Here is a 20,140-nt window from a genome sequence, read left to right on the forward strand (position 1 = left end):
CTGGTCAGGCGTGGCGGTGACCAAAGCCGGGATGTTTGATCCAATTCACGGCGGCGCGCAACCAGCGGCCAACGGCTTCAGCGCGCATTTGTTCGGCCTGACGGCGGATAGCTTCGATTTCGTCGTGTGTCGGGAAGGAGCGGTTCATGATCTTGCCTTTGGCGGTGTGTTTGTTTCACCCGCTAGGTAGGTGGGATCAACGCCGAGCGCATCGTGTGTTTTGGTATTGCCGGTATGCGGTGGGGGCATGGTGTGGTGGTGTTCACCTCGACCGTCAAAGCGGGCACCGCGCTGTTCCTTTATGTTGAGGTCATGCTGCTTGTCTTCAGTTCGATGCCTATCACGCCAGAGGCCTAGTCTACGCGGGTGTACGAAACACAAAGTAACCGAAGGGTTGTATGTGTTTTTTTCACTGGATGAGGATGAGATCCCGGTGGCGGTAGAGAATGGGTAGTACTTAGTCCAGTTGGCTCGCTTGCCATTCGGCATAGGTTTGGGTGGTTCCCTTGACCAGCCAATCAGTTCTACCGTTTCGCGCCGTGCCGAAAAGAAAAACCGATGCCCCGCTCGGGCTCGAAAAGGCTACGTCGTCAATCAGCCTAAAGCAGTTGTCTCCGATTTGTTCCGCTCTGCCTGAAGCTAGTACCTGTTTCCTTTTTTCGGCACTTGCGTTCTTGAATGATACTGATTCATTAAGGTCGCCTGTCGAACCAGCTTGCAAAACGAATTCGCCATCGATCTCAGATGCGACAGCATCGATCCCCTTTTTCTCATGCACTAGAACAAATACTGGTGAAGTTTTGGAGGTCCAAGTTTCGGTATCGCTTTTCTGAATTCCGGCCTTTCTAAAAAAATCTACGCCTATAACCGGTAGTACTAACTGAATCTCTTCCAAGAACGCTTCCATGTCTGAAATATCTGCCTCTGGTAAACGATCAAAGTCTGGGTCTGTTCGATTGGTTACCACACTTTTCTTTGCAGACTTGAGTAACGTGATAAGTCTTCCCTCAAGGTACTTCACATGTGCCTTCGTCAGGTTCATGTCTTTGTTCGTGATCGCAATAAATCGGTCCCAAAAGTCTTTTTCTTCGTCTTTCGAGTGTGAATAAAGCCGTTTGGAAATGTCGTCGCCTTCACCCACATAAACGTTGGGTAAACTGGAATCGATTGGTGAGCCAAATAGGATGTAGATTCCTGTTCGCCGTAGCTCTTCTCTTTTGAGAGCTACGTCTAGCTTTGTTCTGGGCGCAGCCAAAACATGCCCTGTCCAATTAATAATCTCGGCTGTTACCACTCCGGTTGGCGTGCCTTCGGCCAAAAATAGACGAACTGATCTTCCCAAAGCCATCCAGATCTCCGAATTTCACCCAAACATAAAGATAAGCCTATGCGCGAGCGCGGATTTGAAGTCAAATCCGGTGCCTCACGCCGAAGAAAACTGCCCCGAAATCGGGACCGCTCTCTTATCTCGTAAACTTCTTATGCTTCAAGCGCTTGGGCTCCAGCGCGTCCGGTCCCAGCCTGCGCTTCTTGTCCTCTTCGTAATCCTCGAAGTTGCCTTCGAACCACTCCACATGGGCGTCGCCTTCGAAGGCCAAGATGTGGGTACAGATACGGTCAAGGAAGAAGCGGTCGTGCGAGATGACGACGGCGCAGCCGGCGAAATCGACCAGAGCGTCTTCAAGGGCGCGGAGGGTTTCCACGTCCAAATCGTTGGTTGGTTCGTCAAGCAGCAGCACGTTGCCGCCCTCTTTGAGCAAGCGCGCCATGTGCACGCGGTTGCGCTCACCACCCGACAGCAGGTTCAGCTTTTTCTGCTGATCTCCGCCCTTGAAGTTGAAGGACGAGCAATAAGCCCTTGAATTAACTTGCGCGTCGCCCAGCTCGATCAGCTCGGCCCCACCGGAAATGGCTTCCCACACGGTTTCATTCGGGTTCAGGTCATCGCGCGACTGGTCGACGTAAGACAGTTTCACCGTATCGCCCAGCTCGATTGTGCCGTCGTCTGGTGTTTCCTGCCCGGTGAGCATCTTGAAAAGGGTCGATTTACCCGCGCCGTTGGGGCCGATCACGCCGACGATGCCGCCGGGGGGGATAGAGAATGACAGGTTTTCGATCAGAAGCTTGTCGCCCATGTGTTTTTTCAGGCCGTCGACCTCGATCACTTTGGACCCCAAACGCGGACCGTTCGGGATGACGATCTGGGCGCGGCCCACCTTGTCACGCTCTGACTGGCCAGCCATTTCGTTATAGGCGTTGATCCGGGCTTTGGACTTCGCCTGACGGGCTTTTGCGCCCTGACGCATCCATTCCAACTCGCGCTCCAGCGTTTTTTGCTTGGATTTATCCTCACGCGCTTCCTGCGACAGCCGTTTGGACTTCTGTTCCAGCCACGCGGAGTAGTTGCCCTCGTAAGGAATGCCCGACCCACGGTCGAGTTCCAGAATCCAGCCGGTGATGTCGTCAAGGAAGTAACGGTCGTGGGTGACGATCAGGATTGTGCCTTTATAGTCGATCAGATGCTGTTGCAGCCACGCGATGGTTTCCGCATCGAGGTGGTTGGTCGGTTCGTCCAAGAGCAACATGTCGGGCGCTTCCAGCAGCAGCTTGCACAGCGCCACGCGGCGTTTCTCACCACCCGACAGCTTGGTGACGTCGGCGTCATCTGGGGGGCAGCGCAGTGCCTCCATCGAGACATCAATCTGCGCGTCGAGGTCCCACAGGTTCTGGGCATCAATCTCGTCCTGCAGCTTGGCCATCTCCTCGGCGGTTTCGTCCGAGTAGTTCATGGCCAGTTCGTTATAACGCTCAAGGATCGCTTTTTTCTCGGCCACGCCCTGCATGACATTGCCGCGCACATCAAGGCTTTCGTCCAGCGTTGGTTCCTGCGGCAGATAGCCAACTTTGGCGCCTTCAGCCGCCCAAGCCTCGCCTTGGAAATCCTTGTCGATGCCCGCCATGATGCGCATCAGGGTCGATTTACCAGTGCCGTTCACGCCAACCACACCGATTTTTACGCCGGGCAGGAAGCTCAGCCGGATGTTCTCGAAGCATTTCTTGCCACCGGGGTAGGTCTTGGAAACACCGTCCATGTGGTAGACATATTGATAAGCGGCCATTTTGCGCGTCCTCGTGTTTGACTTCGGATTGTCTTAGCCAGACAAAGGAGGCAGGGCAATCCCGAAGGAGCACACATGACTTATCATCCGGTAGAAGATCGCTATGAAAAGATGGCTTATCGGCGCTGTGGGGCGTCGGGGCTGAAATTGCCCGCAATCAGCTTGGGGCTGTGGCACAATTTCGGGCATGACTTTCCACATGCGACCAAACAGGCGATATGCCGGGCTGCGTTTGACAACGGCATCACGCATTTCGATCTGGCAAACAACTATGGCCCGCCCCCGGGCAGCGCCGAGGAAGCGTTTGGCGAGATATTACAGACCGATTTTGCAGGTTTTCGCGACGAGTTGATCATCAGTTCCAAGGCGGGCTACGAGATGTGGCCGGGGCCGTATGGCGAATGGGGTAGCCGAAAATACCTGATTGCGTCTTGTGATCAGAGCCTCAAGCGGATGGGCGTGGATTATGTCGATATCTTTTACAGCCACCGGTTCGATCCAAATACGCCGCTTGAGGAAACCATGGGCGCCTTGGATCATATCGTGCGGTCGGGGCGGGCGCTCTATGCCGGGATTTCGAGCTATAACAGCCAGCGCACGCGCGAGGCTGTGGCGATCCTGAATGATCTGGGCACGCCCTGTCTGATCCATCAGCCCAGTTACAACATGCTGAACCGCTGGGTCGAGCGGGACGGGTTGAAGGACACGTTGGCGGAGCTCGGTGTCGGCTCGATTGCCTTTACACCGCTGGCGCAAGGGTTGCTGACGGGCAAGTATTTGAAGGGCATCCCGCAAGACAGCCGCGCCAGTCAAGGGAAGTCATTAGCGCCGGAATTGGTATCCGACAATGTGATCAAAAGTTTGCGCGCACTGGCAGATATAGCCGAGAGCCGCGGGCAGACATTGGCGCAAATGGCTATTGCATGGGTCTTGCGGGATGGCGGGATCACCACAGCGCTGATTGGCGCATCGCGTCCCGAGCAAGTGATTGATTGCGTCGGCGCGGTGGATCGGTTGAATTTCACCGATGAGGAAAGAGCGGCGATTGACGCCAGTATCAGCGAAGAGACCGCAAATCTGTGGGCCGCTTCCTCGGAGACGGATTAGGACTGGACAGGAGCAATCGCTGCGGGCACAGAAATCCAGATGCGCTATAACTTGCCATATGCTCGGTCAGGTCAGGTGATAGGTCTGTTGGGTGGGTCATTTGACCCGGCCCATCGCGGCCATGTTCACATCACCCGAGAGGCGCTTAAGCGGTTTGGGCTGGATAGGGTCTGGTGGCTGGTAACCCCCGGCAACCCCTTAAAAGCCAACGGTCCTGCGCCGATCGATCTGCGCGTGCAACATGCGCGTCAAATGATGCAACACCCGCGGGTCACGGTCACGGACATCGAGACAAAGACCGGCACGCGCTACACGGCTGAGACGTTGCAAGCCATTCAGGGGCTGTATCCAGGGGTGCAGTTCATTTGGCTGATGGGCGCAGATAACCTTGCCGATTTCCACCGCTGGGAGCGTTGGGAATGGATCATGGAAAACGTGCCGGTTGGCGTCATCGCGCGGCCCGGGGATCGGGTGGCGGCTCGAATGTCGCCTGCCGCAGAACGGTTTCAGCACGCAAAGATTCCGGGGCGTTCGGCGCGTCTTTTGGCGCGCGCGGTCGCGCCTGCTTGGTCGTTGATCAATGTTCCCATGGTGGATATTTCCTCGTCGCAAATACGAGCGCGCGGCGATTGGTAGCCCAGCGATTGGCCCAATGATTGTCTTGAACGACCGGCCGCGATCTCGACGATAAATCTGGTTGCCCTGACTTGGCGCGCAAGGTTTACTTGGCACATGGTTAAAGAGATTTCGAGGCGTGCAATACTTGGGGGGCTGGGCGCAAGTTTGGCCAGTCCGGCATTTGCAAATGCGCCAGAGCGCTCGGTCCGGCCCGCGCCTAAACTCCTTGATTTCAGCAAGCGATCGATCCCGACAGCAGATGCGCTGATTGCGGACGCCAATCTGGGCGGCAAGATTGGCTTTGTGGTGGCGGATGCCAAAACAGGTTTGATACTGGAGTCGCATAGCCCGGTGCTTCCGTTGCCACCTGCAAGCGTGGCAAAAGCAATAACCGCCGTCTATGGTATCTCGGCGCTTGGTCTAGAGCATAGTTTTGCAACCGAGATTATTGCAACCGGCCCGATCGAAGCCGGCGTTGTCCAAGGCGATTTGGTGCTGGTGGGTGGCGGAGATCCGACCCTTGATACGAATGCCCTGGCAGGACTTGCCAAAGCGCTGAAAGCCAAAGGCGTTTCCACTGTGAAGGGCGATTTTATCGTTTATGGCGGGCGGCTTCCCTATCAACGAATGATTGATGCGGGGCAACCGGATCATCTTGGCTATAACCCTGCGGTATCGGGACTGAACCTGAACTATAACCGGGTGCATTTTGAATGGAAGCGCGCAGGGCAAGGCTTCGATGTAGCGCTGGACGCCCGTTCAGATCAGTTCCGTCCGGCCGTCAAGATGGCCCAGATGCAAATTATCGATCGCAAGGGGCCGGTATACACCTATGACGACGCGATGGGTGTGGACAGCTGGACCGTTGCGCGGGGCGCGTTGGGCAAGGGCGGCTCACGCTGGCTTCCTGTCCGTCGTCCGGACCTGTATGCCGGGGAAGTCTTTCAGGTGCTTGCGCGTGGCGTAGGCATTCGACTGTCTGGCCCCGTGGTAAGCACGATCGCACCTAAGGGCACAGTTCTGGCCGCTCACCGATCGCGGGCCTTGTTGGATGTCGCACGGGGTATGTTGAAGTATTCGACCAACCTGACCGCAGAAGTCATAGGTTTGTCCGCCAGCACAGCCCGCGGCGAAACGCCATCCAGTCTGGAGGCATCAGGTGCAGCCATGAGCGACTGGATGAACACGGATCTGGGCGCACGGCGCGCTCAGTTTCGCGATCACAGCGGCCTAAGCGACCGATCACGTGTTTCGGCGCATGACATGGTGAAAGCTTTGGGTAGCGTTGGTCCCAATGGGTATCTGCGTGGATTGATGAAAGAGGTGCGGCCGCTTGATCGTAAAGGCCGGCCGATCAACGACGCCGCCTATTCGATCCGAGCCAAAACCGGCACGTTGAATTTTGTCAGTTCGCTGGCAGGGTATCTGACAGCACCTGATGGCACGCCGCTCACATTTGCCATTTTCACCGCCGATCTGGACCGCCGCGAGGCCATTCCAAAGGCAGATCGCGAACGGCCCAAAGGCGCAAAAGGGTGGAGCCGCCAGTCACGCTGGCTGCAACATCAGCTGTTGTCGCGCTGGGCATTGACCTACGGCACCTGAATGGCGTCGAGCACCTTTATTCAGGATGAGGGGCGGGGTGGGATATTCACAGCAACCTGCGATGCCGGTCGATCCGCACATTCCGTGTGCCAGCGCAAAACATTGGCATAGTTTTCCAGCGTCAGTGCATCAGCCGCCTTGTAGCCCGTGAACAGCGCGCGCACCCATGGCCAAATGGCGATATCGGCAATGGAATATTCGTCGCCCGCGACCACTGAGCGCCCATCAAGCCGTTGATCCAGAACCGACAACAAGCGCTTGGCCTCGGATTTGTATCGTTCCAGAGGGCGCGGGTCCGCGATCTCTTTCCCGGCATACGCATAAAAATACCCGAACTGGCCCAACATTGGTCCAAAGCCACCCATCTGCCACATCAGCCATTGAAGGACTTCGGCCCGTTTTGCAGGGTCAGTTGGCAGCAACATGCCCGACTTCTCAGCCAGATAGATCAGAATCGCTCCGCTTTCCCAGAGTGGTAAGGGCTTACCATCTGGCCCATTTGGATCGATAATCGCCGGAATTTTGTTGTTTGGATTTAGCGACAGAAACTCTGGCGTAAACTGATCTTCAGTCGAAAAACTCACCAGATGCGCTTCGTAAGGCAGCCCGGTTTCTTCCAGCATTGCGGACGCTTTGATGCCATTGGGTGTCGGCAGCGAATAAAGTTGGATGACACTGGCGTCTTTCGCCGGCCAGCGTTTCGTAATGTCGAACTGGTCGAGCATAATTGTCCTTTCGGGGAAGCCGTGCAGGGTCTGGGCGCCGCACGATAGCTGTTAGAGCGTCATATGGCGCGCGCGCGCACCACGTTCAATAGCAGCGGCGTGAAGGCGTTCGATATTCAGCTCGTAGCGTATTTCTTCCAGAATGCGAAGTTCCGGATCTTGCAATTCGCCATCTGCCGCCGCCACGTCACAGGCCAGCGCATAGGCTGTTTCCCACAATTGCTCTGGAAGGTTTTCGCGCACCAATCCAAACAAAGCGTCAAGGCCGTCTTCGACCCCAAACAGGTCAAAGACTGTTTGGGACACCGTTTTTATGCGGTCGGGATCGTATTTCGCAAAGACCGGCAGGTGGTTTACCATACTTTCGATCTTCACCAGTTCTGCAGACGTAATTTCTTCGTCAGAGGCCGAAACGGCGATCATGACAGCAATCAAGCTGTCCTCGGCGGTCATTGAGTGGGGAAGGTCTTGCACGTTGGATGCTCCTGTTTGTTGCGGTGCAGAATATTGACCCGGCGCAGACATCGCAATAGGGAGTGAGAAGAGCGACCAAGTGCGCGGCCGTAGATATCCGCGCCATACAAGGAAAAACCCAATGTCCGAGATGCGAGACGCCGCGATGAGTTCGAAAGCCTGGCCCTTTGAAGAGGCGCGCCGGGTTCTCAAACGCTATCAAAAGGCCCCGCCGAAAAAGGGCTTTGTACTGTTTGAAACCGGCTATGGCCCTTCGGGTCTGCCCCATATTGGCACTTTTGGCGAGGTTGCGCGCACGACGATGATCCAGCGCGCGTTTGAGTTGATTTCAGACATCCCGACCAAACTGATCTGCTTTTCCGACGATCTTGACGGCATGCGTAAGGTTCCGGGCAACGTCCCGAATGCCGAGAGCTTGCACGAGCATCTGCAAAAACCGCTTACGTCGGTGCCCGATCCTTTTGGCACCCATGACAGCTTTGGCGACCACAACAACGCCATGCTGCGCCGGTTCCTCGATACTTTTGGGTTTGAATACGACTTTTATTCAGCGACCGAGTTTTATGGCACAGGGCAGTTTGACGAGGTGCTGAAACGCGCTGTGGAAAAATATGACGCGATCATGGAGGTGATGTTGGCCAGCCTGCGCGATGAGCGTCGCCAGACCTATTCGATTTTCCTGCCGCTTCACCCCGAAACCGGGCGGGTTCTGTATGTGCCGATGAAAGAAGTGAACGCGGAAAACCACACCATCACCTTCGACGACGAAGATGGGCGCGAGTGGACGCTGCCAGTGACCGGTGGCAATGTGAAGCTGCAGTGGAAGCCTGATTTCGGCGCGCGCTGGGCCGCACTTGAGGTCGATTTCGAGATGTATGGCAAGGACCATTCCACCAACACGCCGATTTACGACAAGATCTGTCGGATCCTCGGCTGGCCAGCGCCTGAGCATTTCACCTATGAACTGTTTCTGGACGAGAATGGGCAAAAGATATCAAAGACCAGTGGAAATGGCGTGTCGATCGACGAATGGTTGACCTATGCCTCGACCGAAAGCCTAGCATATTTCATGTATCTCAAGCCGAAGACGGCCAAGCGGATGCATTTCGACGTGATCCCGAAAGCGATGGATGAGTATCATCAACAGTTGCGGGCCTATCCGACACAGGACTTGAAGACGCAGCTGAACAATCCGGTCTGGCACATCCACGGCGGCGACGTGCCGGAATCGAAAATGGTGGTGCCCTTCTCGATGCTGCTGAACCTGGCGTCTGTTGCGTCGGCTGATGACAAAGACCAATTGTGGGGCTTTATCAAACGCTATGCGCCAGATGCGTCGGCCGAAACCCATCCAGATCTGGACGCAGCGGCAGGTTATGCCGTGAAATACTTCCAAGACTTCGTGGCACCTGCGCGAACCTTCCGCGCACCGACAAATCAGGAACGTGCCGCAATGGAGGAATTGGCAGCCGCATTCCGCAATGGCGATACGGCGCTTGACGTGATTGCGCGTAAGAACGAACAGATGGGCAATGATGATCCGGCGCCCGAGGTGGATTATGCGTCGGAAGAGTTTCTTCAATCCATCGTCTTTGCTGTGGGAAAGTTGCATGGCTTTGAAAACCTGCGCGACTGGTTCAAAGCGCTTTACGAAGTGCTGTTGGGCGCAAGCCAAGGCCCGCGATTTGGCAGTTTCGCAGCGCTTTACGGTGTGAACGAAACCGCTGCCCTGATTGATCAGGGCTTGGCGGGCGACCTGATGAAATAGGGCGAAAGCCAAAACTGTCCAAAGATAACGGCGCACCATCGCGGTGCGCCGTTTTTTGTTGCGCGGCGCTGCCTGGCGTACGCCCCCGTTAATGCTCGTTAAACGCTTGTTGTTAGCTCTTTCGGTGTTTCCACCCCTCCGCACACAGCGTGACGGTGCGCGCGCAACTGTCGCGTGGCCTCAGGGGATTTGCATGTCTGGATCTGAAAGGGAAATCAATGAACAAGGCGCTTACCGATGGGGTGGTCTTCATGCCCCCCGAATTCGAAGATGGATTGGCGGTCTGGTCGAAAGAGGACGGGACACCGGGGTCGCAGACCTATGACGGTGCGGGAAACGCCGCTTTGGTGCCGGCGGATCAGGATTTTTCGGGCTGTCTGGAGCTGTTGAAGAACGAGACCACGCAGAAGCTGCGATACATGGGTCAGACGCCCTATGAGCAGGGGTGTTACTTGCGAGTTTCGGCGAAGGTTAAAGCGATCTCGGGCCCGCTGCCATCGGTGCGCGTGGCGACATGGCCGGCGCAAACCGGCGGTGGGCATGCGGTTGGCAACCTAGAGACCGGGCCGGTGACGGCGTTGACGGCCTATGGAGAGGTGGTAGAGGTGTCCGCCATAATCGGATCGGGCAGCCGAAACGGTGTCGACATGATCTGGGGCGCTGATGTGGCTTACGCCCATGTCGGGCTTGACCTGATCGGGTCAAATGGCGGCGTTGTTCGGATCGACGATCTGGTCGTCGAGGATGTGACCGGCGCCTATCTGCGCGACATGATGGATTGGGTCGATGTGCGCGATTTCGGCGCTGCGGGCGACGGTATCACCGATGACAAACCCGCGTTCGAAGCAGCCGACGCGGCGGCGAATGGGCGCACAGTCCTGGTGCCCGAAGGCAGCTACCTCATCGGATCGAACCTGACGTTGCACGCTGACATACGGTTTGAAGGCACGGTGACGATGGCCGACGATGTCTATCTGTCTTTGACCCGCAATTTCGATCTTCCGACCTATATTGATGGCTTTGGTGCCGAGGAGTTGGGCTTTCGCAAGGCATTTCAAGCGCTTTTGCATTATTCGGACCACGAGACTTTGGACATGTGCGGCCGGCGTATCGATGTGACCGCGCCGATCGACATGCAGGCTGCTTATGATGCGGCCGACACGTTTCTGATCCGCCGTGTGATCAAGAATGGGCAGTTTTATGTCATCGGTGGTTCGGCATGGGACAGCGAAACCGCGTCGTCGGCGGCGAAGTACAATCCGGCCAATCCATATAAACTGACCAATGTCGCCAATATCTCGGCAATCCAGGCTGGTTCCGTTGTTACAGGCGCTGGTGTGGGGCGCGAGGTCTATGTGAAAACAGTCAACGTTGGCGCGTCCGAGGTTGAGCTGAGCCAACCCTTGTGGGGTCCTGCCGCCAACCAGACCTATACGTTCACGCGGCACAAATATGTTCTGGACTTCGGGGGATTTGCGCAGGTCAACCGGATGAACCTGACCGAGGTCGAGTTTCAGTGCAACAGCCATGCGTCAGCCGTTCTGCTGCCACGCGACGGCGAGAATTTCGTGTTCCAGGACTGCTTCTTCATCAAGCCCAAGAACCGGGGTATCAGTTCGGTGGGGCGCGGGTGTCAGGATCTCCATCTGGATCGTTGTCAGTTCATTTCAGCCGAGCAGGGCTTGCCTGCCACATCGCGCCAGTCCGTCGCGTTTAATGTGAATGCCAATGACGCCAAGATCCGTGACAACAGGTTTCAGCGAATGGGCACCTCGATGGTGCTGCACGGGTCGGGTCACATCATACAGGGCAACCACTTGTTTCAGGGCGACGAGGTCACGGACGGCCCGCGTGTGGCGGGGATGGTGTTCACCTATGAGAACAACAAAACTGTGCTGAACGGCAACTACGTCGACAATTGTTTCATAGAGTGGAACAACGAACATGACGCCTTTCCGGATCATGGCGCGGAATACTCGTTTGGCGGCATGACAATTACCGGCAATATCTTCACGGCCAATGATGTGGCGTCTTGGTTCAAATGGATCCTGATCAAACCCTTTGGCACGGGTCACTATGTTTCGGGGTTACATGTGACCAATAACACGTTCCGCACGCTCGCTGGCGCGATCGACCGCGTGGAAGGGGTGTCGACCACCCATGCAGGTTTGGATTATTGGAGCATGAAAGACGTCACCTTTGAAAACAACGCATTCACTGGCGTGACCCAGAAAACGTTGTCTCCGGTGACGCTGGAGTTCAATCAAAACACAGTGGCCGCGACGTGGACGATGGATGGATCTGCCTATTTTCCGTTCGGTGGAAATGCTCGGACGGTTCCCAGCGTGACGATTGAAGGGGACTTGCGCGATGGGGCCAACAATCAAGTGTGGGACAACCCGCATGTGATGGTGAACCAGGGACCGACTTTCAAGCTGGCTCAGCTACGGTGGTCGCAGGCGGTTCGCGGCACAGCACATGTCACATTGCGCGTTGATCGCCCGGTCTAAGGCGCTAGTCATTATTAAAGAACTTGGCCCGCGATGTCGCGGGCCTTTTTCGGTGAGCAGACTGGATTTTCTTTGATTCGGATCAAAGCGCAGATCGGCCTTGGATGCTACGCAACTGCGAAACCCCATTTTAGGAGAAATGCGCATGACAGCGAAACAGGCCCGTACATCTGCAGCCCCGGCAAAACCCACCACTACCGCCGCCAAGGCACCTGCTGCCCAAAAGGTCGTATCGCCCAACGATTTGCCAGAGGGCGAAGGTGGTTTTCCGACAGTAACGGAAGACAAAATTCGTCAGACGTTTGAAAACGGCAAGTACCCTTATCGCGTCAAGCTGGGTCGTCGTGAATACGAAGCCACAAAGGCTCAGCTTCAGGCCGAGTTGTTGAAAGTGCAGCGCTGGGTCGGTGAGACCGGGCAGAAGTTTGTTTTGCTGTTTGAAGGTCGCGACGCCGCGGGTAAGGGCGGCACGATCAAAAGATTCATGGAGCACCTGAACCCCCGCGAAGCACGTGTTGTGGCGTTGAACAAGCCCACTGATGAAGAGCGTGGCCAATGGTTCTATCAGCGCTATATCTCGAACCTCCCAACTGCTGGCGAGATGGTTTTTTATGACCGCTCTTGGTACAACCGCGCGGGTGTTGAGCGGGTTATGGGATTTTGCAACGCGAATGAATATCTTGAATTCATGCGTCAAACTCCTGAATTTGAACGCATGCTGACGCGGTCGGGTATCCGGCTCTATAAATACTGGTTCTCTGTCACACGTACGGAACAGAAGCGCCGGTTTGACAGTCGCAAGGATGATCCATTGAAGCGGTGGAAGTTGAGCCCGGTTGATCTGGCGTCGCTGGCGAAATGGGACGACTACACGCAAGCGAAAGAGGCGATGTTCTTCTATACGCACACCGCGGACGCGCCTTGGACGATCATCAAATCGAACGACAAGAAGCGCGCGCGCCTTGAATGTATGCGACATTTCCTGTCAACGGTCGACTACCCGGATAAGGACCATGAACTGGTAGGAAGCCCTGACCCGCTGATCGTTGGTCATGCCAGCCAGGTGATCCACAAAGCAGATAACATCCTGAGCGCAAGTTTGCATCCAGAGCAACGTCGCGGCGCTTGATCGCTAAAAACCACAGCAAAGAAGGGGGCCAGTCAGGCTCCCTTTTTTTACGTTATTGCGCCGACGTCGCCGAACACGGAAAGCGGCTCTTGCCTTCGTCCGGCGGCCCTATAAGCTTGCCGGAAAACAAGAGCAGGTACAGTTTATGAACTATTCGCGACGTTTCATTTCTTTTGGTCTTGCCAGCCTAGCGCTGACAGCTTGCCAATCCGGCGCGGCAACGCAAATGGCATCGCGCCCCGCCGCAGGATCGGCCATGCGCGCAGCACCCAATGCGGCGTTTGACCAATGGGTCGTGGGGGCGAAAGCCCGTGCCACGGCGCGCGGGATCAGCGGGGCAACCGTGACACGCGCGTTTCGTGATGTGGGATACCTGCCCGGCGTGGTCGAACGTGACCGCAACCAAACTGAATTTGTTCGCTCGTTCGAGGATTATCTGGCCATCGCCGCGTCAGATGACCGGATTGCCAAGGGGCGGTCGATGCTGGGCAAACACGCGGGTCTGCTGTCCCAGCTAGAGCAGAAATACGGTGTCGAAAAAGAGGTTATCGTTGCCGTCTGGGGACTTGAGAGCCGATATGGTGAACGACGCGGCGATGTGCCCGTCATCTCGGCCCTGTCGACGCTGGCTTTTGACGGGCGGCGTGGCAAGTTTTTCGAAGGGCAGTTAATGGCCGCTCTCAAGATCCTTGAACGCGGCGATGTGTCACCAGAACGAATGACCGGCAGTTGGGCGGGCGCGATGGGACACACGCAGTTCATTCCCACATCATATCTGGCATATGCTGTGGATCACGGTGGCGATGGGCGGCGCGACATCTGGTCAGATGACCCCACCGATGCACTGGCGTCGACAGCGGCGTATCTCAGCCGGTCGGGCTGGAAGCGCGGCCAACGTTGGGGTGACGAGATCACCGGGCGGGCGCCGTCAGGACGGGGTCGGGTGGTGAAGCCGGCAGGTGATGGCGGCCCGGTGTTCGAGGTCTATCACAATTACGCCGTGCTAGGGCGCTACAACAACGCGCAGAAATACATCATCGGCGTGGGGCATTTGTCGGACCGTCTGGTCGGACGCCCGGCGCTTCGCGGTTCTTTCGGCCCGGATGAGAACGGGTTGACCTTGGCAGACCGCAAAGCGTTGCAACGCGGCCTGACCCGTGCCGGTTTTGACGTTGGCGAAGCCGATGGTGTGATCGGCAAGAAAACCCTGCAAGCCATCGAGGCCTTTCAACGCGCGCGTGGCTTTGCTGTCACTGGCCAACCCTCGATGACACTTCTTGGCCAGTTGCGTTAGCTAAGTTTCGGGCGCGGGCAGGTCGAACTCTGTGGCTTGCCCCGCCCAACCATCCGGCATAGGTCTGGGTGATGTTACAGACCCTCACCCTGTCCCAGCATATGCGCGCCGTCCTCGCTTTAGGTCTGCCACTTGTCGCCTCGCACCTCGCGCAGTTTGCGGTGCAAATCATTGATACCATTATGCTGGGTTGGTACGGGGTCGAGGAACTGGCCGCCGTTACATTGGCCGGAACCTTCTTTTTCATGTTCATGATCATGGGTTCGGGACCCGCCTGGGCCCTGATGCCTATGGTCGCCGAGGCCTCAGAAGCTGGCGATGATGTCAGGGTGCGTCGGTTGACCCGCATGTCGATGTGGTTTTCCGTCGGATTTGCGCTGGCTGTGTTGCCTTTGATGTGGATGTCCGCGCCGATCTTGCGCGCCATTGGCCAGGATCCCGACCTGAGCTTGTTGGCACAGGACTACCTGCGGATTGCGGGTGTTGGACTTGTTCCAGCGTTGGTGGTCATGGCGCTGAAAAGCTATCTTGCCGCGCTGGAACACACGCGGGTGGTGTTATGGGCCACCGTGTTGGCGGCGATGATGAATGGCGTCATCAACTATGCGCTGATCTTCGGCAATTGGGGGGCGCCCGAACTGGGTGTGAAGGGGGCGGCGATCGCGTCTGTGGTGATCCAGCTCGCGGCTGGTCTTGTCCTTGTGGTCTATGCCGCGCAACTGAATTCCAAGAACGGTCTGTTCCACCGGTTGTGGAAGCCGGATTGGGAAGCGCTGAGAAACCTTTTGAAGCTCGGTATTCCAATCGGTCTGACGACATTGGCCGAAGTGGGCATGTTTTCGGCCTCGACCGTTGTGGTCGGGCTGATCGGCACGTTGGAACTGGCCGCCCACGGGATTGCCCTGCAAATCACCGCTGCGTTTTTCATGGTGCATCTTGGTCTGTCCAATACAGCGACTGTGCGGGCCGGTCGTGCGCTGGGTCGAAAAGACGAACTTGGGCTGCGGCGCGGAGCACTGGCGGTCACGCTGGCGTCGCTTGTGTTCGGTGGGCTGACGGTGATCCTGTTCCTTGGAGCGCCTGAGCCGATGATCAAGCTGTTCCTGAACCCAAGCGAAGTGCGCCGCGATGAAATTGTAGCCCTTGGCGCACTGCTGCTGGTGGTCGCTGCTCTGTTCCAGCTGGCGGATGGGGCGCAAGCGATCGCCATGGGTCTTTTGCGCGGTGTGCAGGACACGCGCGTTCCGATGATCATCGCCTCGCTCAGCTATTGGGGCGTAGGGATGACGATGTCTTATGTTCTGGGGATCACAATGGGTTACGGGGCGCAGGGTGTTTGGGTCGGGCTACTTCTGGGCTTGCTCTGTGCTGGGATATTCATGTCTTGGCGGTTTTGGAAAAGTTCGTCACGGATCGGTGGTGCGCAGCGCGCCTAGCGCGGCAGATATCACCCCAAACGTTCCGCCTTCTTGCGCACGAGCACCGACCGCAAGTCATGCATCGCCAACAGCAAAGCGTCCGTCACTTCTTCCAAAGCCTCGGGGGTTGCGCGGGTTTGGGCCCAGTGTGCTGTCAAGTTCAGGTGATCCACGCTGCGCAAGATGTCGTCGATATCGCGCGCTTCAAGCGTGCCTTGCCGTTTCGCCATCCAGTCCGCAATGGCGGCCTGATCTGACTCTGTCAACTCATAGTCACCCTGCGGTTTGACTTCGCCGTTCTTGATATTGATTGCTGCGATTTGGTTCAGCTCCAGCGGGCGCTGGCGGTTTTCGGTGTTCACACGAAAGACGAAGGCGCCGTTTTCGCGCACGCGAAAATAATAGTCGGGCAGGGAGATGCTCATCTCAGATCCTTTGTCTTGGCCTGCATCATGCTTATCGAAGCTTGGCGCAGAAATCTTGAATGCGCGTGCAGGCTTCCTTGAGTGCCGTGTCCGATGTGGCATAGCTGACACGGAAGTTTGGCGACAAACCGAATGCCGCTCCAAAGACGACAGCCACGCCTTTTTCTTCCAGCAATGCTTTGGCAAACACTTCGTCATCGGTGATTTCGACACCAGCAGGGGTCGTCTTACCGATGCAGCCTTTGATCGAAGGATAGACATAGAACGCCCCGTCTGGCACCGGGCATTCCAGTCCCTCGGCGGTGTTCAGCATCTCGACCACCAAGTCGCGGCGGCGCACAAAGGCTGTGTTGTTTTCGGCGATGAAATCCTGTGGACCGTTCAAGGCTTCCACGGCGGCCCATTGGCTGATCGAACAGGGGTTCGACGTTGACTGCGACTGGATTTTGCGCATGGCCGAGATCAGGGCGACAGGACCGCCCGCATAACCGATCCGCCAGCCCGTCATCGCATAGGCCTTGGAGACGCCGTTACAGGTTAGCGTGCGATCATACAGGCCCGGCTCGACCTCGGCGGGGGTGCAGAATTCAAACCCGTCATAGGCAAGATGTTCATACATATCGTCGGTCATCACCCAGACCTGCGGGTGACGCATCAGCACATCGGTCAGTGCTTTCAGCTGGTCGCGGGTATATCCAGCGCCCGTCGGGTTGGAGGGCGAGTTGAAAATCAGCCATTTGGTCTTGGGTGTGATCGCGGCTTCAAGCTGTTCGGGAGTCATCCGAAACCCGGTTTCGATCGGGCATTCAACCACCACAGGTTCGCCGCCCGCCAGCAAGACCATATCAGGATAGCTGACCCAGTAAGGGGCAGGGATGATCACCTCGTCCCCGGGGTTCAGGGTCGCCATCAAGGCGTTGTACAAAATCTGTTTGCCACCTGTGCCGACCGAGATCTGGTTGGGTGCATAATCCAACCCGTTCTCGCGCTTGAACTTGTCGCAAATCGCCTGCTTCAATTCGGGCATCCCATCAGGCGCTGTGTATTTCGTCTTTCCCGCATCAATCGCAGCTTTCCCCGCGGCTTTGATATGCGCGGGCGTGTCGAAGTCAGGTTCACCAGCACCAAGGCCGATCACATCGCGTCCGGCTGCCTTCAACTCCGCCGCAAGCGTGGAAACGGCAATGGTGGGTGATGGTTTTACGCGATCAAGTGTCGCAGAAAGGAAAGACATGGCGGCCTCGGTTTGTAAGTTGGTCTTAGTTCTTCTAGGGTCAGCCGCGGCACCAATCAAGCGTCAACCCGCCGCTGGCCAACGTACTCGATCAGATAGGAAAAGCAGATGGACGACATATTGCAAGATGATGGCTGGTTCTCGGAAGAGACGGCGACATTCGGTGACCGGCTTGCAGGCGCACGCGAAGCTGAGGGATTGACCCAGACAGAGCTAGCCCGTCGCATCGGCGTGAAGATCAAAACCTTGCGTGGTTGGGAAGAAGACCTGAACGAACCGCGCGCCAACAAACTGCAGATGCTGTCCGGCCTGCTGAACGTGTCCCTGCGATGGTTACTGACGGGCGAAGGCGAAGGTATCAACGAACCCTCGCACGGCCCGGACGACTTGCCGGAAATGCGCGACCTGTTGCTTGAGATTCGTGATATCAAATCGCAAATGTCCCGCTCCGCGGACCAGCTGGGGCGGCTTGAAAAACGTCTGCGCAAACGCCTTGGGGGCGCTGTTACATGACAGGCATTCCGCTGGATCAGTTGAAGGAAACACCTGGTGCCCGCCCCGGCGAGACACGTGAGACGCGGATCAAACGCTTGGGCATGCGATCTATGCGCCGCGGTATCAAAGAGATGGACATCATCCTGAACCGCTATGCGACCGAGCAGCTGGACCAGATGGATGACGGCGAACTGGACCTGTACGAAGCCCTTCTGGGCGAAAATGATCAGGACCTTTATCAATGGGTGTCGGGACAGCAATCTGCGCCGCCGCACCTGTCCGATCTGGTCGCGCACATTGCCCGCCAAACCACGATCCGTTGACCGATCAGGTTTGTCGAAAATTTTCCGCAACTGCTGACTGCATTTAACTGAATGTTCTCTTTTTGGACCGAATAGTCACCTTGGTAACTAGGTCGGAGAGACGGATGAGCATGCATTCCCCTATTGGGCAGACAAGCAATCAGACATTTGTGTATCAGTATCTTGAAGCGTTGGCGTTGGTCGAACGGCTGCATCGACTGCTGCTGGATGTGATCAAGGACGAATTCGAACGGGTCGGCGTGTTGGAGGTGAACGCGGTTCAGGCGCTGCTGTTGTTCAATATCGGCGACAACGAAGTGACGGCGGGTGAATTGAAAACCCGCGGCTATTATCAGGGCTCGAACGTGTCCTATAACCTCAAGAAATTGGTGGATATGGGCTATATGCACCACCAGCGGTGCGAGATTGACCGCCGCAGCGTGCGGGTGCGCCTGACCGAAAAAGGTCGCGGCATTCGGGAAACAGTCGCTGGATTGTTCGAACGTCACGCAGATGGGCTACAATCTCGCGATGTGCTGTCATCGTCGGGGATCGAAGATATCAATAGCTCCCTGAAACGCGTTGAGCGATATTGGACCGATCAAATACGGTATATCTATTAAAGCGTTTCGAGAAAAACCTGACACACGGGTTTTTGGCGAAACGCTTTAGGGTCGAGATAACGTATTTGCGTCAGTCCAGACGCGCATCAGAGACGACGACACCCATCAACTCGCGCAAAAGCTTCCGGGCCATAGCGTCTTCGTAATTCTTGAAATCGTCTGCGCGTTCGACAAACCGCCCGATGCCGTGAATGACCAGTTCTTCATAATAAGCCACAAGGTCGGTATCTGCGTCACCCGTGCCGATCACCAGCCCGTTGATCGTGATGTCGTTAAACCCGGACAAAAACCGCACATCCTGCGGGCGCGGGCCGGAGTTCGCGGGGCCGTCGCCCGAAATATCCAGCGTCCGCGACCAGCAGTCGCGGTTTGCCAACAGGCGCTGGCCGAAAATCAACGCCGCCCCCAGTCCCGTCGACGGGTCGGCTTTGATCCGCCCCGTCGCGCGCAACCGGTTTGCGATCGAGGTGACCACGGCGCGATCTGTGATCTGGACCCAGTCTTGCAACACCCGTTGATGGCTGGGACCGCTCCATTCGTATATCGCAAGCTCAACCGGGCGATCAGGCAGCGCGAGCAGCGCGCGCATGACATCTGTTTGCTCCAACGCTGCCGCCAGACCATCAAGTTGCAGCCGATATTCGCCCTCGTCGACCGAGCCCGAGACATCCAGCCCCAAGGCCAAAGCCTGGCGGCATGTGTTGTCTGTCTGCGCAAGAAGGCAAGTGGACCAAAGACTGGCCACCACGCCCAACACCAAACATCCAACGCGCCGCAATTGCATCACCAGTGACCTGTGTTTTCCATGCTGACCCATGGTTCGGCCGGGGCCAGAGCCTCGCCCGCCTGCAACAGCTCGACCGAGATATTGTCAGGCGAACGCACGAAAGCCATTCGGCCATCGCGCGGCGGGCGATTGATCACCACGCCATTGTCCTGAAGATGCTGGCACATGTCATAGATATTCTCGACCTCATAGGCGAGATGCCCGAAATGGCGGCTGTCCGAGGGCAAGCCTTCGTCACCATCCCAGTTATGGGTCAGTTCCACCGGACAGTCCGGCTGGCCGGGCGGGGCCATGAAGATCACCGAAAACCGCCCCTGTTCTGAATCCCTCTGACGGGTTTTCTCAAGCCCCAGAAGCGCGTAAAACCGCATGCTGTCTTCAAGGTTTTTAACGCGCACCATCGTGTGCAGGTATCGGACTTTCATCGGCGATCTCTCCGTATGTCTGATGGATTTTGCCGTCAGCCTAGCAGGTCAGACGCCCAAGAAAAGCGCAAACGCCGCGTCC

At 56.8% G+C, this 20,140-nt stretch carries 21 protein-coding genes; 12 read left to right on the top strand and 9 right to left on the bottom strand.

The genetic code is table 11. The annotated features are described in order from the left end of the window. Positions 1–4: 4 nt before the first annotated feature. Positions 5–148, bottom strand: a complete 144-nt coding sequence (locus K3556_RS05975) for an RSP_7527 family protein (protein ID WP_260518811.1) — start codon at positions 146–148, stop codon at positions 5–7. A gap of 65 nt (positions 149–213) precedes the next feature. On the opposite strand from K3556_RS05975, the gene K3556_RS05980 reads away from it, so the two are divergent. Next, positions 214–357 carry a hypothetical protein gene (locus K3556_RS05980; RefSeq protein WP_260518812.1) on the top strand — a complete coding sequence of 48 codons (144 nt, stop codon included), beginning with the start codon at positions 214–216 and terminating at the stop codon, positions 355–357. A gap of 100 nt (positions 358–457) precedes the next feature. On the opposite strand, the gene K3556_RS05985 is transcribed toward K3556_RS05980, so the two are convergent. Both K3556_RS05985 and ettA read right to left on the bottom strand, forming a co-directional pair. Further along, entirely contained in the window at positions 458–1,348 is an 891-nt protein-coding gene (locus K3556_RS05985; protein ID WP_260518813.1) for a GIY-YIG nuclease family protein, read from the bottom strand. A gap of 115 nt (positions 1,349–1,463) precedes the next feature. Beyond that, on the bottom strand, positions 1,464–3,119 hold the full coding sequence (gene ettA, locus K3556_RS05990) for an energy-dependent translational throttle protein EttA (RefSeq protein WP_260518814.1): 1,656 nt from the start codon (positions 3,117–3,119) through the stop codon (positions 1,464–1,466). A gap of 75 nt (positions 3,120–3,194) precedes the next feature. Here ettA and mgrA point away from each other — a divergent pair, with 75 nt between their 5' ends. The 3 genes from mgrA (at position 3,195) to dacB (ending at position 6,449) form a co-directional block, all read left to right on the top strand. Then, positions 3,195–4,226, top strand: a complete 1,032-nt coding sequence (mgrA, locus tag K3556_RS05995; RefSeq protein WP_260518815.1) for an L-glyceraldehyde 3-phosphate reductase — start codon at positions 3,195–3,197, stop codon at positions 4,224–4,226. Positions 4,227–4,265: 39 nt separating this feature from the next. Beyond that, on the top strand, positions 4,266–4,862 hold the full coding sequence (locus K3556_RS06000) for a nicotinate-nucleotide adenylyltransferase (protein ID WP_260518816.1): 597 nt from the start codon (positions 4,266–4,268) through the stop codon (positions 4,860–4,862). 96 nt (positions 4,863–4,958) lie between these two features. Continuing rightward, entirely contained in the window at positions 4,959–6,449 is a 1,491-nt protein-coding gene (dacB, locus tag K3556_RS06005) for a D-alanyl-D-alanine carboxypeptidase/D-alanyl-D-alanine-endopeptidase (RefSeq protein WP_260518817.1), read from the top strand. A gap of 20 nt (positions 6,450–6,469) precedes the next feature. Here the strand turns inward: dacB and K3556_RS06010 are convergent, their stop codons facing one another. Both K3556_RS06010 and K3556_RS06015 read right to left on the bottom strand, forming a co-directional pair. Then, the gene (locus tag K3556_RS06010) at positions 6,470–7,174 is read right to left on the bottom strand and encodes a glutathione S-transferase N-terminal domain-containing protein (protein ID WP_260518818.1); all 705 of its coding nucleotides are present in this window, start codon (positions 7,172–7,174) and stop codon (positions 6,470–6,472) included. A gap of 51 nt (positions 7,175–7,225) precedes the next feature. Beyond that, positions 7,226–7,627 carry a tellurite resistance TerB family protein gene (locus K3556_RS06015; protein ID WP_409557773.1) on the bottom strand — a complete coding sequence of 134 codons (402 nt, stop codon included), beginning with the start codon at positions 7,625–7,627 and terminating at the stop codon, positions 7,226–7,228. Between the two features lie 142 nt (positions 7,628–7,769). On the opposite strand from K3556_RS06015, the gene K3556_RS06020 reads away from it, so the two are divergent. The 5 genes from K3556_RS06020 (at position 7,770) to K3556_RS06040 (ending at position 15,785) form a co-directional block, all read left to right on the top strand. Then, positions 7,770–9,416 carry a lysine--tRNA ligase gene (locus K3556_RS06020; protein ID WP_260518820.1) on the top strand — a complete coding sequence of 549 codons (1,647 nt, stop codon included), beginning with the start codon at positions 7,770–7,772 and terminating at the stop codon, positions 9,414–9,416. 218 nt (positions 9,417–9,634) lie between these two features. Further along, a complete protein-coding gene (locus K3556_RS06025) occupies positions 9,635–11,926 on the top strand; it encodes a glycosyl hydrolase family 28-related protein (protein ID WP_260518821.1) in 2,292 nt (763 codons plus the stop codon). Between the two features lie 145 nt (positions 11,927–12,071). Next, on the top strand, positions 12,072–13,055 hold the full coding sequence (gene ppk2 / locus K3556_RS06030) for a polyphosphate kinase 2 (RefSeq protein ID WP_260518822.1): 984 nt from the start codon (positions 12,072–12,074) through the stop codon (positions 13,053–13,055). Positions 13,056–13,200: 145 nt separating this feature from the next. Further along, positions 13,201–14,349, top strand: a complete 1,149-nt coding sequence (locus tag K3556_RS06035) for a lytic murein transglycosylase (protein WP_260518823.1) — start codon at positions 13,201–13,203, stop codon at positions 14,347–14,349. 71 nt (positions 14,350–14,420) lie between these two features. Next, entirely contained in the window at positions 14,421–15,785 is a 1,365-nt protein-coding gene (locus K3556_RS06040; protein WP_260518824.1) for an MATE family efflux transporter, read from the top strand. 11 nt (positions 15,786–15,796) lie between these two features. Here the strand turns inward: K3556_RS06040 and K3556_RS06045 are convergent, their stop codons facing one another. Together K3556_RS06045 and K3556_RS06050 are read right to left on the bottom strand one after the other, a co-directional pair. Then, complete coding sequence (locus tag K3556_RS06045) at positions 15,797–16,192, bottom strand: hypothetical protein (RefSeq protein ID WP_260518825.1); 396 nt, start codon at positions 16,190–16,192, stop codon at positions 15,797–15,799. A 31-nt stretch (positions 16,193–16,223) separates the two neighbouring features. Further along, positions 16,224–17,426, bottom strand: coding sequence for a pyridoxal phosphate-dependent aminotransferase (locus K3556_RS06050; RefSeq protein WP_260518826.1), 1,203 nt, complete (start codon positions 17,424–17,426; stop codon positions 16,224–16,226). Positions 17,427–17,534: 108 nt separating this feature from the next. Here K3556_RS06050 and K3556_RS06055 point away from each other — a divergent pair, with 108 nt between their 5' ends. The 3 genes from K3556_RS06055 to K3556_RS06065 all read left to right on the top strand — a co-directional run bounded on the left by K3556_RS06055 (position 17,535) and on the right by K3556_RS06065 (position 18,846). Further along, the gene (locus tag K3556_RS06055) at positions 17,535–17,939 is read left to right on the top strand and encodes a multiprotein-bridging factor 1 family protein (RefSeq protein WP_260518827.1); all 405 of its coding nucleotides are present in this window, start codon (positions 17,535–17,537) and stop codon (positions 17,937–17,939) included. Beyond that, the gene (locus K3556_RS06060; RefSeq protein ID WP_260518828.1) at positions 17,936–18,244 is read left to right on the top strand and encodes a succinate dehydrogenase assembly factor 2; all 309 of its coding nucleotides are present in this window, start codon (positions 17,936–17,938) and stop codon (positions 18,242–18,244) included. The genes K3556_RS06055 and K3556_RS06060 overlap by 4 nt, the downstream gene beginning before the upstream one ends. 104 nt (positions 18,245–18,348) lie before the next feature. Continuing rightward, positions 18,349–18,846 (top strand): MarR family winged helix-turn-helix transcriptional regulator, encoded by a 498-nt coding sequence (locus tag K3556_RS06065; RefSeq protein WP_260518829.1) that lies wholly within the window; start codon positions 18,349–18,351, stop codon positions 18,844–18,846. 70 nt (positions 18,847–18,916) lie between these two features. On the opposite strand, the gene K3556_RS06070 is transcribed toward K3556_RS06065, so the two are convergent. Both K3556_RS06070 and K3556_RS06075 read right to left on the bottom strand, forming a co-directional pair. Next, positions 18,917–19,663 carry a DUF1194 domain-containing protein gene (locus K3556_RS06070; RefSeq protein ID WP_260518830.1) on the bottom strand — a complete coding sequence of 249 codons (747 nt, stop codon included), beginning with the start codon at positions 19,661–19,663 and terminating at the stop codon, positions 18,917–18,919. Further along, positions 19,630–20,058, bottom strand: a complete 429-nt coding sequence (locus K3556_RS06075; RefSeq protein WP_260518831.1) for a VOC family protein — start codon at positions 20,056–20,058, stop codon at positions 19,630–19,632. The genes K3556_RS06070 and K3556_RS06075 overlap by 34 nt, the downstream gene beginning before the upstream one ends. Between the last annotated feature and the right edge of the window lie 82 nt (positions 20,059–20,140).

This window comes from Aliiroseovarius sp. M344, assembly GCF_025140835.1.
In the GTDB taxonomy this organism is placed as follows: domain Bacteria; phylum Pseudomonadota; class Alphaproteobacteria; order Rhodobacterales; family Rhodobacteraceae; genus Aliiroseovarius.